This window comes from Pseudogemmobacter sonorensis, assembly GCF_042762395.1.
Lineage (GTDB): Bacteria > Pseudomonadota > Alphaproteobacteria > Rhodobacterales > Rhodobacteraceae > Pseudogemmobacter > Pseudogemmobacter sonorensis.
Map to the genome: position 1 here is coordinate 170,645 of NZ_JBEFZE010000004.1, position 12,641 is coordinate 183,285.

12 protein-coding genes and 3 pseudogenes are annotated in these 12,641 nt (G+C 68.2%); 6 read left to right on the forward strand and 9 right to left on the reverse strand.

What is annotated here, in order from left to right; genetic code table 11:
- Nucleotides 1–208: 208 nt before the first annotated feature.
- From ABNX41_RS04995 to ABNX41_RS05015, 5 genes and pseudogenes are all read right to left on the reverse strand, one after another.
- Nucleotides 209–526: a hypothetical protein gene (locus ABNX41_RS04995; RefSeq protein ID WP_438668620.1), complete on the reverse strand. Its 318-nt coding sequence runs from the start codon at nucleotides 524–526 to the stop codon at nucleotides 209–211.
- A 64-nt stretch (nucleotides 527–590) separates the two neighbouring features.
- Nucleotides 591–2,072 carry a UdgX family uracil-DNA binding protein gene (locus tag ABNX41_RS05000; protein WP_438668621.1) on the reverse strand — a complete coding sequence of 494 codons (1,482 nt, stop codon included), beginning with the start codon at nucleotides 2,070–2,072 and terminating at the stop codon, nucleotides 591–593.
- On the reverse strand, nucleotides 2,069–3,298 hold the full coding sequence (locus ABNX41_RS05005; protein WP_438668622.1) for a putative DNA modification/repair radical SAM protein: 1,230 nt from the start codon (nucleotides 3,296–3,298) through the stop codon (nucleotides 2,069–2,071). Before ABNX41_RS05005 ends, ABNX41_RS05000 begins: the two co-directional genes overlap by 4 nt.
- A 269-nt stretch (nucleotides 3,299–3,567) precedes the next feature.
- On the reverse strand, nucleotides 3,568–4,266 hold the full coding sequence (locus ABNX41_RS05010; RefSeq protein ID WP_438668623.1) for a LysR substrate-binding domain-containing protein: 699 nt from the start codon (nucleotides 4,264–4,266) through the stop codon (nucleotides 3,568–3,570).
- Nucleotides 4,267–4,384: 118 nt separating this feature from the next.
- Nucleotides 4,385–4,576: pseudogene (locus tag ABNX41_RS05015) on the reverse strand (helix-turn-helix domain-containing protein); the annotation flags it as partial.
- A gap of 95 nt (nucleotides 4,577–4,671) precedes the next feature.
- On the opposite strand from ABNX41_RS05015, the pseudogene ABNX41_RS05020 reads away from it, so the two are divergent.
- The 5 genes and pseudogenes from ABNX41_RS05020 to lplAB all read left to right on the forward strand — a co-directional run bounded on the left by ABNX41_RS05020 (nucleotide 4,672) and on the right by lplAB (nucleotide 8,441).
- A pseudogene (locus ABNX41_RS05020) lies at nucleotides 4,672–5,678 on the forward strand (substrate-binding domain-containing protein).
- A 156-nt stretch (nucleotides 5,679–5,834) separates the two neighbouring features.
- The gene (locus ABNX41_RS05025) at nucleotides 5,835–6,179 is read left to right on the forward strand and encodes an iron chelate uptake ABC transporter family permease subunit (RefSeq protein ID WP_438668624.1); all 345 of its coding nucleotides are present in this window, start codon (nucleotides 5,835–5,837) and stop codon (nucleotides 6,177–6,179) included.
- A complete protein-coding gene (locus ABNX41_RS05030) occupies nucleotides 6,176–6,328 on the forward strand; it encodes a hypothetical protein (protein WP_438668625.1) in 153 nt (50 codons plus the stop codon). The genes ABNX41_RS05025 and ABNX41_RS05030 overlap by 4 nt, the downstream gene beginning before the upstream one ends.
- Nucleotides 6,329–6,406: 78 nt before the next feature.
- Nucleotides 6,407–6,577, forward strand: a pseudogene (locus tag ABNX41_RS05035) (iron chelate uptake ABC transporter family permease subunit); the annotation flags it as partial.
- A gap of 103 nt (nucleotides 6,578–6,680) precedes the next feature.
- Nucleotides 6,681–8,441: a lipoate-protein ligase LplAB gene (gene lplAB, locus ABNX41_RS05040; protein ID WP_438668626.1), complete on the forward strand. Its 1,761-nt coding sequence runs from the start codon at nucleotides 6,681–6,683 to the stop codon at nucleotides 8,439–8,441.
- 272 nt (nucleotides 8,442–8,713) lie between these two features.
- Here lplAB and ABNX41_RS05045 read toward each other — a convergent pair whose 3' ends face one another.
- Genes ABNX41_RS05045 through ABNX41_RS05060 form a run of 4 tightly spaced genes read right to left on the reverse strand, consistent with a single transcriptional unit; the run spans nucleotide 8,714 to nucleotide 11,539 of the window.
- Nucleotides 8,714–9,538 (reverse strand): MetQ/NlpA family ABC transporter substrate-binding protein, encoded by an 825-nt coding sequence (locus ABNX41_RS05045; protein WP_438668627.1) that lies wholly within the window; start codon nucleotides 9,536–9,538, stop codon nucleotides 8,714–8,716.
- Nucleotides 9,535–10,227 carry a methionine ABC transporter permease gene (locus ABNX41_RS05050; protein WP_438668628.1) on the reverse strand — a complete coding sequence of 231 codons (693 nt, stop codon included), beginning with the start codon at nucleotides 10,225–10,227 and terminating at the stop codon, nucleotides 9,535–9,537. The genes ABNX41_RS05045 and ABNX41_RS05050 overlap by 4 nt, the downstream gene beginning before the upstream one ends.
- A complete protein-coding gene (locus ABNX41_RS05055; protein WP_438668629.1) occupies nucleotides 10,220–10,969 on the reverse strand; it encodes an ATP-binding cassette domain-containing protein in 750 nt (249 codons plus the stop codon). The genes ABNX41_RS05050 and ABNX41_RS05055 overlap by 8 nt, the downstream gene beginning before the upstream one ends.
- Nucleotides 10,970–11,020: 51 nt before the next feature.
- Nucleotides 11,021–11,539 (reverse strand): hypothetical protein, encoded by a 519-nt coding sequence (locus tag ABNX41_RS05060; protein ID WP_438668630.1) that lies wholly within the window; start codon nucleotides 11,537–11,539, stop codon nucleotides 11,021–11,023.
- Nucleotides 11,540–11,855: 316 nt separating this feature from the next.
- Here ABNX41_RS05060 and ABNX41_RS05065 point away from each other — a divergent pair, with 316 nt between their 5' ends.
- Nucleotides 11,856–12,635: a DeoR/GlpR family DNA-binding transcription regulator gene (locus tag ABNX41_RS05065; RefSeq protein WP_438668631.1), complete on the forward strand. Its 780-nt coding sequence runs from the start codon at nucleotides 11,856–11,858 to the stop codon at nucleotides 12,633–12,635.
- Nucleotides 12,636–12,641: the final 6 nt, after the last annotated feature.

Sequence of the window (12,641 nt, forward strand, 5' to 3'; positions counted from 1 at the left end):
GCGATTGTGCGAAAGGCCGACCCTGAACCCGCCAGCCGGTGCCGCCGAAAATCCCGTGTGGCGGTGGCCCTGGTGCGACCGGCGAAGCGGATCCGGCGCGAAAGGCCCGAAAGATCGTGGCCCGCATGGGAGCGATGCGGGCCGCAACCTGCCGGAGAGGGAGGGAAACACCTTCCGGGCGAATGACTTTTCAGGCGATAGCCGGGGATCAGCGGCGACGCTCGCCCGACAGCACGCTGCTCAGCACCAGACCGGCGGCAAGGCCGATCAGGCCCACGGTGGACAGCACGGTCGCGGTGGTGCCGGGGTTGTCGCGCATCGCGCCGGCGGTGACATGGGCTTGGTCGCGGACATGGGCGACGGCCTGGCGCGCGCGCCCCTTGCCTTCCTCCAAGGCCTCTTCCGCATCTTCCATCGCATCCGACGCCCGCGAGGCGAGCGACTTGCTGATCTTCGTCATTTCCTTCTTCAGATCGGCGATCTGCTTTTCAAGATTTGCGCGCACATCATCGACTGCATCGGCCATCACATCACTCCTTTGGAAACCATCCGGGCTCTGCGCCCTTGCGAAAGTAACCCGCGGGGCGCGATCAGGTTCCGCGAAGTGACGTAGCGTTCGATTGCCCCGGCGCAAGGCCGCAAAGGCGCGCCGCCCGGGCCAGGTCCTGCGCCAATGCGCCGCGCAACCGCGCCGCCGCCGCCCGGTCCCTCTGGCGCAGGATGGCCGAGGGGTGCCAGGTGATCAGCACCGGCCCGCCGTTCGGTCCGGTCTCGATCCGCCCGCGCCGGGGCGCGAGGGGGGCGTCATTTCCCGTCAGTGCGAAGGCCGCCGTCGCGCCGAGCGCCACCACGAGCCCCGGCCGGATCAGGGCGAGTTCCAGCCCCAGCCACCAGCGGCAATGCAGGGTCTCTTGCCGGTCGGGGCGCTGATGCAGGCGCTGCTTGCCGCGCGGCGCGAATTTGAAATGTTTCACCGCATTGGTCAGCCAGGCGGAGGCCGGGTCGATGCCGACCTCGGCCATCGCCCCGCGCAGGACCTGCCCCGCCGGGCCGATGAACGGGCGCCCCTCCAGATCCTCGCGGTCGCCGGGCTGCTCGCCGACGATCATCAGGGGCGCGGTCGGGGTCCCTTCGCCCCAGACGGTCTGCGTCGCCGCCTCGCACAGACCGCAACGGCGGCATTGCATCGCGGCGGCCCGCGCCTCTTCCAGCGTCGCGGGCAGGTCGGGCGCGGCGGGCATCGTGCCGCGATAGCGGGTCGAGACCGCGGCCGCCCCCGGCCGGGGCAGGGTGGTGGCGGCCGCGCGCATCCGTTCCACGCGGGCCTCGGCATCCTTCAGCATATCGGGGATCAGCCGGGTCTCGGGCAGGTTCTTCCAGTATTTCTTCGGCATCTCGGCGCGCATGGCATCCAGCTTGACCCGCGCCGGGTTGAAGATATTGGCGAAATAGGTGGCCCAGAGGTGTTCGGAGCCATCCTCGGGCAGGTCGGGGCGCGCGCCGCCGGGATGGAAGCTCAGGCGGCCCGCCTCGAACCGCGCGGTCAGGCGCGGGGTGGCGATGATCCAGTCCATATCGGCAAAGCGCCTGGCAAAGAAGGCGCTGCCGGGTTCCAGTGTGTCGTGCTCGGGCTCGAACCAGGCGACAAAGCGGCGGCGTCCTTCCGAGGGGAGTTCGCGGAACCGCACGAAGGCATGCATCTTGTGGATGTCGCGCCCCACGGATTTCGCCATCAGGGCCAGCCGCCGCCCCAGGGGATCGGCCTGCGACAGCGGATCGCCGTCGCGGCGGTCGATCCGCCAGAGCGCCCGATACAGGGCCGAAAGCCGCTCGGGCGCGGAATGCCAGATCACCGATCCCGCCAGCTTGACGAAAGCCTGCGGCACCATGGCCTTGTGCGGGCCGATGGCGTCGGGCAGCGGGGATGCGGCGAACAATCCCCCGCTTTCCGTCCCTCCGCCTTCTGTCCACTCGATCTCTTCCGGGGCGATCCGGTGGCTGATCGCGATCCGGGCAGCCGCGCGCCAGGCGTCGAAGAGGCCTCGCTCCGGCAGGGTGACGGCATGGCTCACAGCAGGGAAAGCTGCTTTGGCGGCGGCGCGAAACGCGCCCGCAGGTCGGGGCTGTCGGTCAGGCCCTTGGGCGACCAGCCCGGGGCGGCGACGAAGGCGCGCGCCTTCTTCATCAGCGCGCCCATCCGGGCCAGATCCTCGTAGCGAAGGCTGCGTGTTCTTCGCGCCGCCAGGATGCGGTCCACCGTGCGGGTCCCGAAGCCCGGCACCCGCAAGAGCATGTCGCGCCCGGCGCGGTTCACGTCCAGCGGGAAAAGCCCGCGATGCTGCAAGGCCCAGGCCAGTTTCGGGTCGATCTCAAGATCCAGATGGCCCGCCTTCGCGCCGGTCGCGATCTCTTCGGCGCTGAAGCCGTAGAACCGGAGCAGCCAGTCGGCCTGGTAGAGCCGATGTTCGCGCAACAAGGGCGGCTGGATCAGCGGCAGGGCAGAGGAGGCATCCGGGATCGGCGAGAAGGCCGAATAAAAGACCCGCCGCAGCCGGTAGCCGGAATAAAGCCGGGTCGAGCTTTGCAGGATCGTCACATCGTCGGCGCCGTCCGCGCCGATGATCATCTGGGTCGACTGCCCCGCCGGGGCGAAACGCGGCGGGCGCTTGCCGGTGTGGCTGCGATCCTTCGCGGCCTCGCCCTCCAGCCGCACCTGCGCCATGGCCGAGCGGATGGTCTCGGGGCGCTTTTCCGGCGCGAAGCGGCGCACGCTCGCATCCTGCGGCAGTTCGACATTGATCGAGAGACGGTCGGCGTGAAGCCCGGCCTCGCGGATCAGCTCCGGGCTGGCGTCGGGGATGGTTTTCAGATGGATATAGCCCTTGAAGCCATGGTCCTGCCGCAGTGTCCGCGCGATCCGCGCCATGTCAGCCATGGTCTGGTCGGGCGAACGGATGATGCCCGAGGACAGGAACAGCCCCTCGATATAGTTGCGGCGGTAGAATTCCAGCGTCAGCATCACCACCTCCTCGACCGAGAAGCGCGCGCGTTCGACGTTCGAGGACACCCGGTTGATGCAATAGGCGCAGTCGAAGATGCAGAAATTGGTCATCAGGATCTTCAGCAGGCTGATGCAGCGCCCGTCCGGCGTATAGGCATGGCAGATGCCGCTGCCGCCGGAAGAGCCGAGGCCGCCCGCGCGGGAATCGCGCTTCTCGCCGCCCGAGGAGGCGCAGGAGGCATCGTATTTCGCGGCGTCCGAGAGAATCGCCAGCTTGTCCTGAAGGGTTCTAGCCATGGCGGAAGACATATTTGTTCATGATATGTTCATCAACCTCTGTCAGGTCTTCTTCCGAAGAAGTGAACGTCATGGCGGCGGCGGGGCATCGCGCGTGTGCTGGAGGAAGAGGCGTCGGGCGGAGGTTGACCGGGCGGGGGGCAGGGCCGAATGCTGGCTGCGCCCTTTGTCGGTTCAGATTTGCCTCCGCATGCAAGAATTGGGGAGGCCAAAGAGAAGTTTAATGCTGAAACAGCTTGTCAGGCTCTGCGGCCATGCGCCGGTCTCGCTCACCTGTCGGCGATCAGGGGCGGTGAGGCGCTGGCCACGCCGCCATCCAGCAGCCGCTCGCGCAGGCGCCGGGCCAGCGGCGAGAGCGAGCGGCGCTTGAGGTCGAGCAGGTAGTAGCGTGAGACGCGGATGTCGTTGGCGATGGGCAGGGCCACGAAACCGGCGCCGACCGGCGGACGGATCAGCAGTTCCGCCACCTCGTCCGACAGCGGCGCCACCGCGTCCGACTGCCCCAGATAGGCGAGGGTGAGCAGCGTCGAGGGGCTGTTCACCACATTGGCCGGTTCGGACAGGCCCAGCCCGGCGAAGGTGGCAAGCGTCGCCTCGCGGATCGGGGCGCCGCGCTGCTGCATGATCCATTCATAGCCCAGCAACTCGGCCAGGGTGACCAGGGCGGCGCGGGCCAGCGGATGCCCCGCCCGCGTCAGCAGCGCCACCTTGTCGTCCTGCAAGGGCAGGATGTTGAAATCGCGGCTGTCGAACTCGGGCAGGATCCGCGACAGCACGAAATCCATCTCGCCCGCCGCCAGTTGGGTCAGCAGACCGCGCGACGGCAGCACGTCGACGGTGATCACCGCGTTCGGCGCCTCTTCCTTCACCTGCCGCACCGCCGTCACCAGATAGCGCACGGCGGGTCGGGTGACCGCGCCCAACCCGCACGGTGCCGCGCAGCCCCTCGTGCAGGTTTTGCAGCTCATGCGCCATGCTGCCCATCTCGTGCAGGATCACCCGAGCCCGGCGCAGGACCGAAGGGCCGATCCCGGTCGGCTCCATGCCCTTGGCCTGGCGCAGGAACAGCGCAGCGCCAAGCTGCCGCCCGGTCTCGGCCAGCATGCGCGAGGCGCCGGGCTGGGTCATGCCCACCGCCTCGGCGGCCCTCTGCAACTGGCCGGTTTCGGAGATTTCGTGAATCAGCCGCAACTGGTTCGGCTTCAGCATCAGGCGGGGCGGCGGCTTCGACCTATCAAAATCGTCATGAGGTTGTCGGAAGGTGTAATTTACCATCATTCACCTGGAAGGCGAGTGTGGCGGTCGAGCTGTTGGAGGAGGGTTCAGACAGGGAATCGGCCCGCAAGCGGTGCGTGACCCACAGGGAGGAAGACATGAAAATCAAAACCGCCACGGTCGCATTGGCGATCGGTGCCTCGTTCCTTGCGTTCGGCGCAATGGCCGAGACCATCGGCATCGCCATGCCCGCCAAATCGTCCGCCCGCTGGATCGGCGACGGCAATTCCATGGTCGAGCAGTTCCAGGCCGAGGGCCATGGCACCGATCTGCAATATGCCGAGGACGACATTCTGAACCAGCTCGCCCAGATCGACGGCACCACGCTGTCGAATGCGCTGGAAAACGCGCAGGCTGCCGGAATCAAGGTGATCGCCGACGACCGGCTGATCCGCGACACCGATGCGGTCAGCTATTATGCGACCTTCGACAATTTCAAGGTCGGCGTTCAGCAGGCGAGCAGCCTGGTGAAGGGCCTGGAGGAGCGGTTCCCCGACCAGAAGCCGTGGAATGTCGAGTTGTTCGGCGGCTGGCCGGACGACAACAACGCCTTCTTCATCTACGATGGCGCGATGTCGGTCCTGCAACCGCTGATCGACGACGGCTCCGTCGTGACCGGCTCGGGCCAGACCGGCATGGACAGGGTCGGCACCCTTCGCTGGGACGGTGCGGTGGCGCAGGCGCGGATGGACGACCTCTTGACCGCGAACTATTCCAGCGTGCGGGTTCATGGCGTGCTTTCGCCCTGTGACGGGCTGTCGATCGGGATCCTCTCCTCGCTCAAGGGCGCGGGCCATGGTTCGGGCGATCTTGAGATGCCGATCGCTTCGGGCCAGGATGCGGAGCTGCCCTCGGTCGAGTCGATCCTGGTGGGCGAGCATTATTCGACCGTCTTCAAGGACACCCGCGAACTGGCGCGCGTCACCGGCGGCATGGTCGATGTCATGCTGAAGGGCGGCGAGCCGGAGATCAACGACACCGTCACCTACGACATGGCATCAAGGTGGTGCCGTCCTATCTGCCGGAGCCGGTCGCGGTGGATGCCTCGAACCGGGAAGAGGTGCCGATCGGCTCGGGCTATTACAAGAAGGAAGACGTTCAGTAGGTCCGGCTGAACCCCCGGCCCGCAGCCGCTGACCGCGCCGACCCCGTCCTCCTCTGGCCGTCGGCGCGGTCATGTCACGAATTCCCCCGGAGCATTCCCGAATGAAACCGTCCGCGGCGCTTCTTGAAATGCGCGACATCGGCAAGATCCGTCGCGTTGCCGACCGGACATGGGGCAGGCGCTTGGCCTCAGGCCGCGGCGGGTCTGGGCGCTGGTCTGCCTGACGGTGATGATCCTGGCGGGCGTGGGCACGGCGGCGGCCGGGCCATCGGCTTCGTCGGCCTGATCGCCCCGCATCTGGCGCGCGTGCTTGCCGGGCCCGGGGACGGTAGCATCCTGCTGATTTCGGCGCTGTTCGCCGCTGCCATGCTTCTGGGCGCCGACATCATCGGCCGTGTCGCCGCAGCCCCGAACGAGATCGCGGCCGGGATCGTCGCCGCCATGCTGGGCGAGCCGTTCTTCATCCATGTCGTGCGCCGTTTCCGGCTGGCCCGGCGATGAGCCCGCCGGAATACAGGGTCCTTGCGGTGGGGCCGGTCTCGGTCCTCTGGCGGCGGGGCGCGGTCTGGGTCTGCGTGATCCTGTGCGGGCTGATCCTTCCGCTTGGCCTCGTGCTGCTGGCGACGGGGACGGTGCCGTTCGGCCCCTGACAGATCCTTGCCGGGCTGGCGGGCAGGGCCGAGGACGAGACCGTCACCCGCGTCGTGCGGCGCATCCGGCTGCCGCGCGTGCTGACGGCGGCGATGGAGGGGGCGGCGCTTGGCGTGGCGGGGGCGGTCTTCCAGTCGCTGTCGCGCAACGTGCTCGGCTCGCCCGACGTGATCGGCATTACCACCGGCGCGGCCACCGGGGCGATCGTGCAGATCGTGCTGTTCCGCCCTGTTCCGGTGCTGACGGCGGTCCTGTCGGGCATGGCCACGGCGCTGACCGTCCTGCTGCTGGCGCGGCGGCGGGGCCGAGGCGCAGGGCGGCGGCTATCGGCTGGTCCTGGTCGGCATCGGCATGGGGGCGATCCTGACCGGCCTGAACACCAGCTTTCTGGTGATTGGCGATCTGGAGCGCGCCATGTCGGCGCAGATCCGGCTTGCCGGATCGCTGAGCGCGCGAAGCTGGGCGCATGTCTGGACCGCGCTGGCCGGGATCTGTCTTTTCGCGCCGCTGGTGATCGCCAATGCGCGCCGTCTTTCGCTTTTGGAGATGGGCGAGGAAATGGCCGCGCAACCGGGGCTGAGGGTGGGGCGCATGCGGCTGGTGCTGGTCCTGGCCTCGGTCGGGCCGACTTCGGTCGCGACGGCCTGCACCGGGCCGATCGCCTTCATCGCGCTGGCGGGGCCGCAGGTGGCGCGCCGCCTGACCCGCTCGCCCGACGTGCCGGTGATCCCGGGCGCCATCGCCGGGGCCTGCCTGCTTCTGGCGGCGGATCTGCTCAGCCAGGCCGCGCCCTTCGGCCTTGCGATGCCGATCGGGCTGACCACCGGCTTTCCGGGCGGGCTCTACCTGATCGTGCTGCTGTCGCCGGGCGGATCCGGCGCCGCCGCCCCGGGGGCGATGAGCGTCCGGTCCGGGCGGGCAGGGGGCGGCGGTTTGCATCTGCCGCCCGACAGGTTTATCCCGCAGGGTAAGCCAGTCCGGGATCCGCCTCTTTCGCTTGCGCCCCCTTTCGCTCGCGGCGGTCTCCAGCCCCTTTCCCTCCAGCTTCACGAGGCGCAGATGCATGGTGAATACAAGGTCCCCGGCGGCAAGCTGATCGTCGCCGATATCGAGACGGCCGGGGGCCGGATCGCATCGGCGCAGATCTCGGGCGATTTCTTCCTTGAACCCGAGGAGGCGCTTGGCGCCCTGTCCGGCGCGCTTCTGGGCCTGGGCGAGACCGCCCCGGCGCCGCAGATCGCCGCCGCGATCCGCGATGCCCTGCCCGAAGGGGCCCAGCTTTTCGGCTTCACCCCCGAGGCGGTGGCCATCGCCGTGCGCCGCGCCCTTGGCGTGGCCAAGACCTGGACCGATTTCGAATGGAACATCGTCGATGCCCGGGCGCTTTCCCCCGCCATGCATGTGGCGATGGACGAGGTGCTGTCGCATGAGGTGGCAAGCGGCCGTCGCGCGCCCACGTTGCGGTTCTGGACCTGGGACAGGGCCGCGATCATCATCGGCGCCTTCCAGTCCCTGAAGAACGAGGTCGATCTTGAGGCCGCGACGGAACTGGGGGTCGAGGTCGTCCGCCGCGCCACCGGCGGCGGCGCCATGTTCGTCGAGCCGGGCTCGGCCATCACCTATTCGCTTTACGCGCCGGTGGATCTGGTGGCGGATATGGGCTTTGCCGATTCCTACGCCTTTCTCGACAACTGGGTGCTCAAGGCGCTGAATTCCATCGGGATCGAGGCGGTCTACAAGCCGCTCAACGACATCTCCAGCCCCAAGGGCAAGATCGGCGGCGCGGCGCAGAAGCGGTTCGGCTCCAACACCACCGTGCTGCATCATGTGACCATGGCCTATGACATGGATGCCGACAAGATGATGCGGGTGCTGCGGATCGGGCGGGAAAAGCTGTCGGACAAGGGCACGGCAAGCGCCGGAAAGCGCGTGGATCCCGTGCGCAGCCAGAGCGGCTTGTCGCGCGACGAGGTGATCGCGGCGATGAAGGCGATGTTCGTGGAGCTGAACGGCGGCATCGCGGGCGACCTCACCGAGGCGGAATACGCGGCGGCCGAGGCGCTGGTCGCCTCGAAATACGGCACCGTGGAGTGGCTGAACAAGCTGCCCTGAGCCAGGCCATCCCGAGGGGCCCGCGCCGGGACGGGGTGTTCAGAGAGCGGGGGGCGAGCGCAGGTGGCCCGAGCGCAGGTCGCCCGAGACAGGGCCGCCCTGAACAGGCCGCCGCAAGAAAATCAGCCCTGAGGCCCCATCCTGAAGGAAAAGCCGCCCTGAAAACCGCCCGGGCGGCGGGCGGCTTTCGGCATCTTGTCCGGGGCGGTCTCCCCTGGCGCGGTTCCGGCCTGGGAGATTTCCCCTGGCGCGGGTTCCTCCGGCCCGTCGGCCTAGCGCGCCGGAATCGCGGCCCAGCCGTAATTCTCTTCCAGAAAGGTCGCGACCGCGTCCGAGCGCAGCGCCTGCGCCACCGCCCTTGTCTTCGGATCGTCCAGGTCGCGGGTATTCACCGCAAGGCTGATCGCATAGGCATCGGCGATCTCGCCGCGCCTTTCGACGTAAAGCCGCTCGGCATCGCCCTCCAGCGTAAGCGCGCGGGCATAGGTCGGATACATGACGGCAAGCCTGCGCCCGCCCTCGTCATAGGCGCCCGCCGTCGCCGTCAGGGGTGCCTCCTCGAACCGCAGGTCCCGGGGATTGGCGGTGATATCGGCGACCGAAGCCTGATGGGCGGCGCCCTCGCGCAGTTCCACAAGGCCCGCATCCTGCAGCAAGAGCAGCGCGCGGGCCGTGTTCACCCCGTCGTTGGGGATCAGCACCGTCTCGCCCTCGGGGATCGCGTCCAGATCGGACCAGAGCCCGGAATAAAGCGCGAAGGTCGCGTGATAGACCGGCTGGGCGATCGCCAACTCGGCGCCCGCGCGGGTGTTGAAAATCTCCATGTAAAGCCGGTGCTGGATCAGGTTGCCGTCGATCTCGCCATGCGCCAGCGCCGGATTGGCCTCGGCATAGTTGAGGAACACGGTCTTCTCGACCCTGTAGCCCGCCGCCTCAAGCTCGGGCGCGATGGCGTCCAGCAGGTCGGGTTGCGTGGCGTCGGCCGAGTGGAACGGGAAGAACGAGACGCCCAGCCGGATCACCTCCTGCGCCCGGGCGGGCGCGGCAAGGGTCAGCGCGGCGGCCAGCACGGCCGCAAGTCTTGCGAAGTTTTTCATGAATTCCGGGCCTTTCCTTTTCTGTCGAGTTTTCTGGCAAGGGCGGATCCCGAAAGCTGGATGAGTTGGACGAAGACGGTCATCAGCAGGATGATGACCCACATCAGCGGCTGGTTCCACATGTAGAACCCCTCTTGCAACGCGAGATAGCCGATGCCGCCCCCGGCGATCACGCCCACCACCGTCGAATAGGCGATCAGGCTGATGATGGCAGAGGTATAGCCCAGGATCAGCGCGGCGCGCGCCTCGACCAGGATGAATTCGGTGACCAACTGGCGGCGGCTTGCCGAAAGCGCATGCGCGGTCTGGAAAAGCTGCGGGTTGATGTCGGCGACGGCCTGTTCGACCAGCCGGGTGACGATGGCCACGCCCACGATGGTCAGGGACACCATCGAGGCATATATCCCGTAGGCCGTGCCGACCAGCAGCCGCGCCAGCGGCGCCAGGATGATCAGCAGCAGGATGAACGGGACCGAGCGGATCAGGTTCACCAGGACCGATACCGGCGCCGCCAGAAGCGGGTTCTCCCATGCGCCGCCGCGCCTGCAAAGCGACAGAAGCAGGCCCGCGCCGGTGCCGATCACCGCCGAGATCGCGAAGGACACCGCGACCATGACGAAGGTCTCGGCAAAGCCGGTGACGATCTGGGGACCGAAGCGGGCCCAGCTTTGCGTCAGCCAGTCAAACATCGCCGTCCCCCTCCCACAGCGCCTCGATCGGGTCCAGGCGGAAGCGGGCGGCATTCCTGATCGGGCCGAGGCGCAGGGCCCGGCCCGCGTCGAGATGCAGCACCCGGTCGCACATGTAGCGCACGACCTCCATGTGATGGGCCACCAGGACCATGGCCACCGGATAGCTTTGCCGCACCTTCTTGAGCAGGTCCAGGATGTCGCGGCTGGTCTCGGCGTCGAGGGCCGAGGTCGGCTCGTCCAGAAACAGCACCTCGGGGGCGGTGACCAGCGCGCGGGCGATGGCGACGCGCTGCGCCTCGCCCCCCGAAAGGGTGATCGGATCGCTGCCCGCATGGGCCCCGAGGCCGACGAAATCCAGCATCTCGCGCGCGCATCCCTCGCGCTCGGCCCGCGACCGGCCGCGCAGCTTCAGGGGCAGGGCGACATTCTCCAAGACGTTGCGGTTGTAGAGCAGGCTGAAACCCTGGAACACGGTCGAGGTGCGGCGCATCACCTCGCGCCGCAGGGGGCGGGGGGTGCGGCTGTCGATCCGGGTGGCGCCGAAATCCAGCCTGCCGCTGTCCGGCGGGATCTGCAGGCTGAGCACGCGCAGCAGCGTGGTCTTGCCCGCGCCGCTCTTGCCGACGATGCCGAGGACCTCACGCGGGGCGAGCCTGAAGCTGATGTCCCTGAGCGCGACGATCCGGCCGGTCTGGCCAGAGGGGCGGAAGCTCTTGCAGATGTTTTCGACTTCGATCACCGGGGGTCTTTCAAGATTTTGCTTCGCGCAGGCGCCGTTCCAGATGCCGCGTCAGACGGGGCGCAGATGCGGGCCGACCGGGCCGTCGTGGCGGATCTCGCGCGGGGTTGCGCAGGAATGCCGCCGGGCGAAACCCGATGCAAGCGCCATCAGCTCGGCGTCCATCTCGCCCTCGGTCAGGTCGAGGAGGAAGTCCTGGCCCGCCGCGACATGGTTGCGGCGCAACTGGTGCAGAAGCAAGAGCAGAAGCCTTTCGTCCCGCGTCACCCGGGCGGCATCGGCGGTGCCGTCCAGCATCCGAAGCCTGTCGCCCTTCACCCGCAACAGCGCCTCGGAAATCCGGGCCAGGTCATAGGCGAGGGGCAGGCCCGTCCGCGTGCCCCAGCGGGCGGAGGCCGCGCCATAGACCGCGTTCCACGAGCGCCCCCGGGGGTTGCGGCAGGTCTGCATCAGGGCGCGCAGAAGCGGCAGCAGGGCGCGTTCGAAGTCGTCGCAACCGATGACATGCAGCGGCATCAGCCCGGCCTGGGCGGGATCGGGGCGGCGACGGGGGGCGTCTTCTCGCGGCATGCCTGGGCTCCTGTTCCGGCGCGATCCCGGGGGCTGGTCCCGAGCCGACCCCGACTCGACCTGACCTGGCGAACGAGGCGGCCGCGCCGCGGGCCCGAAAGCTTGGCATCTTCATTGCACCGGGCGTTTCTAGCCCGAGATCGGGGGCGGCATCAATGGATCGCGCCGCGCGTCCCGCCCCCCCCGGTCCTGCCGACGGGCGCCCGGCAGGCGGCGCAGGTTTGATCGAAACCGATCATGTGATCGGATCGTGTCATATGCGCGTCGCAAACCCGGCCCATAAGACGGCCATCACCCGTCAGCCAGAGGGCCCTTCGTGGAAAGCCAGTCCTTCACCAACAATCGTCACGGCCAGCTTCTGGAGCGGCTTCAGACGCGCGGCTGGCTGGATATCCAGGAGTTGTGCGGCTTTCTCGGCGTCTCGGAGGCGACGGTGCGCCGCGATCTGGCGGATCTGGAGCGCAGGGGCTACCTGCAGCGCACCCATGGCGGCGCTCTGGCGCCGCGCCAGATCACCCAGGAACTGCCCAATTCCGACCGGCTGGTGCAGAATGCCGCCGAAAAGGCGCGAATCGGCAAGGCGGCGGCGCAGATGGTGCGGCCGGGCGACGCGGTTTTCCTGGATGCGGGCACCACCGTCCTGAATGTGGCGCAGCAACTGGCCGGACGCAGGGACCTGACCTTCCTGACCAACGGCACCGATATCATCGCCACGCTGACCGCCGCCGACGCCTCGCCCCGGATGTTCGTGACGGCCGGGGAATACCACCATTTCAACCATTCGCTGACCGGCGCGCTGGCGGCGGCCTCGATCCGGGGCTTCAACGTCGACCGGCTGTTCCTGTCGGTCTCGGCGGTGGATCTGGCGCGGGGGCAGATCGCGATCTCGAACCCCGCCCTGGCCGAGGCGCAGCGCGCCATGATCGAAATCGCTCAAGAGGTGATCGTGGTCGCCGACCATACCAAATTCACCCGCAGCGCGCTGTCGGTGATCGCGCCGCTTGCGCAGGTGGACCGGATCGTGACCGACACCGCCACCCGCGACCTGATCGGCGAATTGGCCGGGGATGTCGCCGCCAAACTGGTTTTCGCCTGAGGGAGA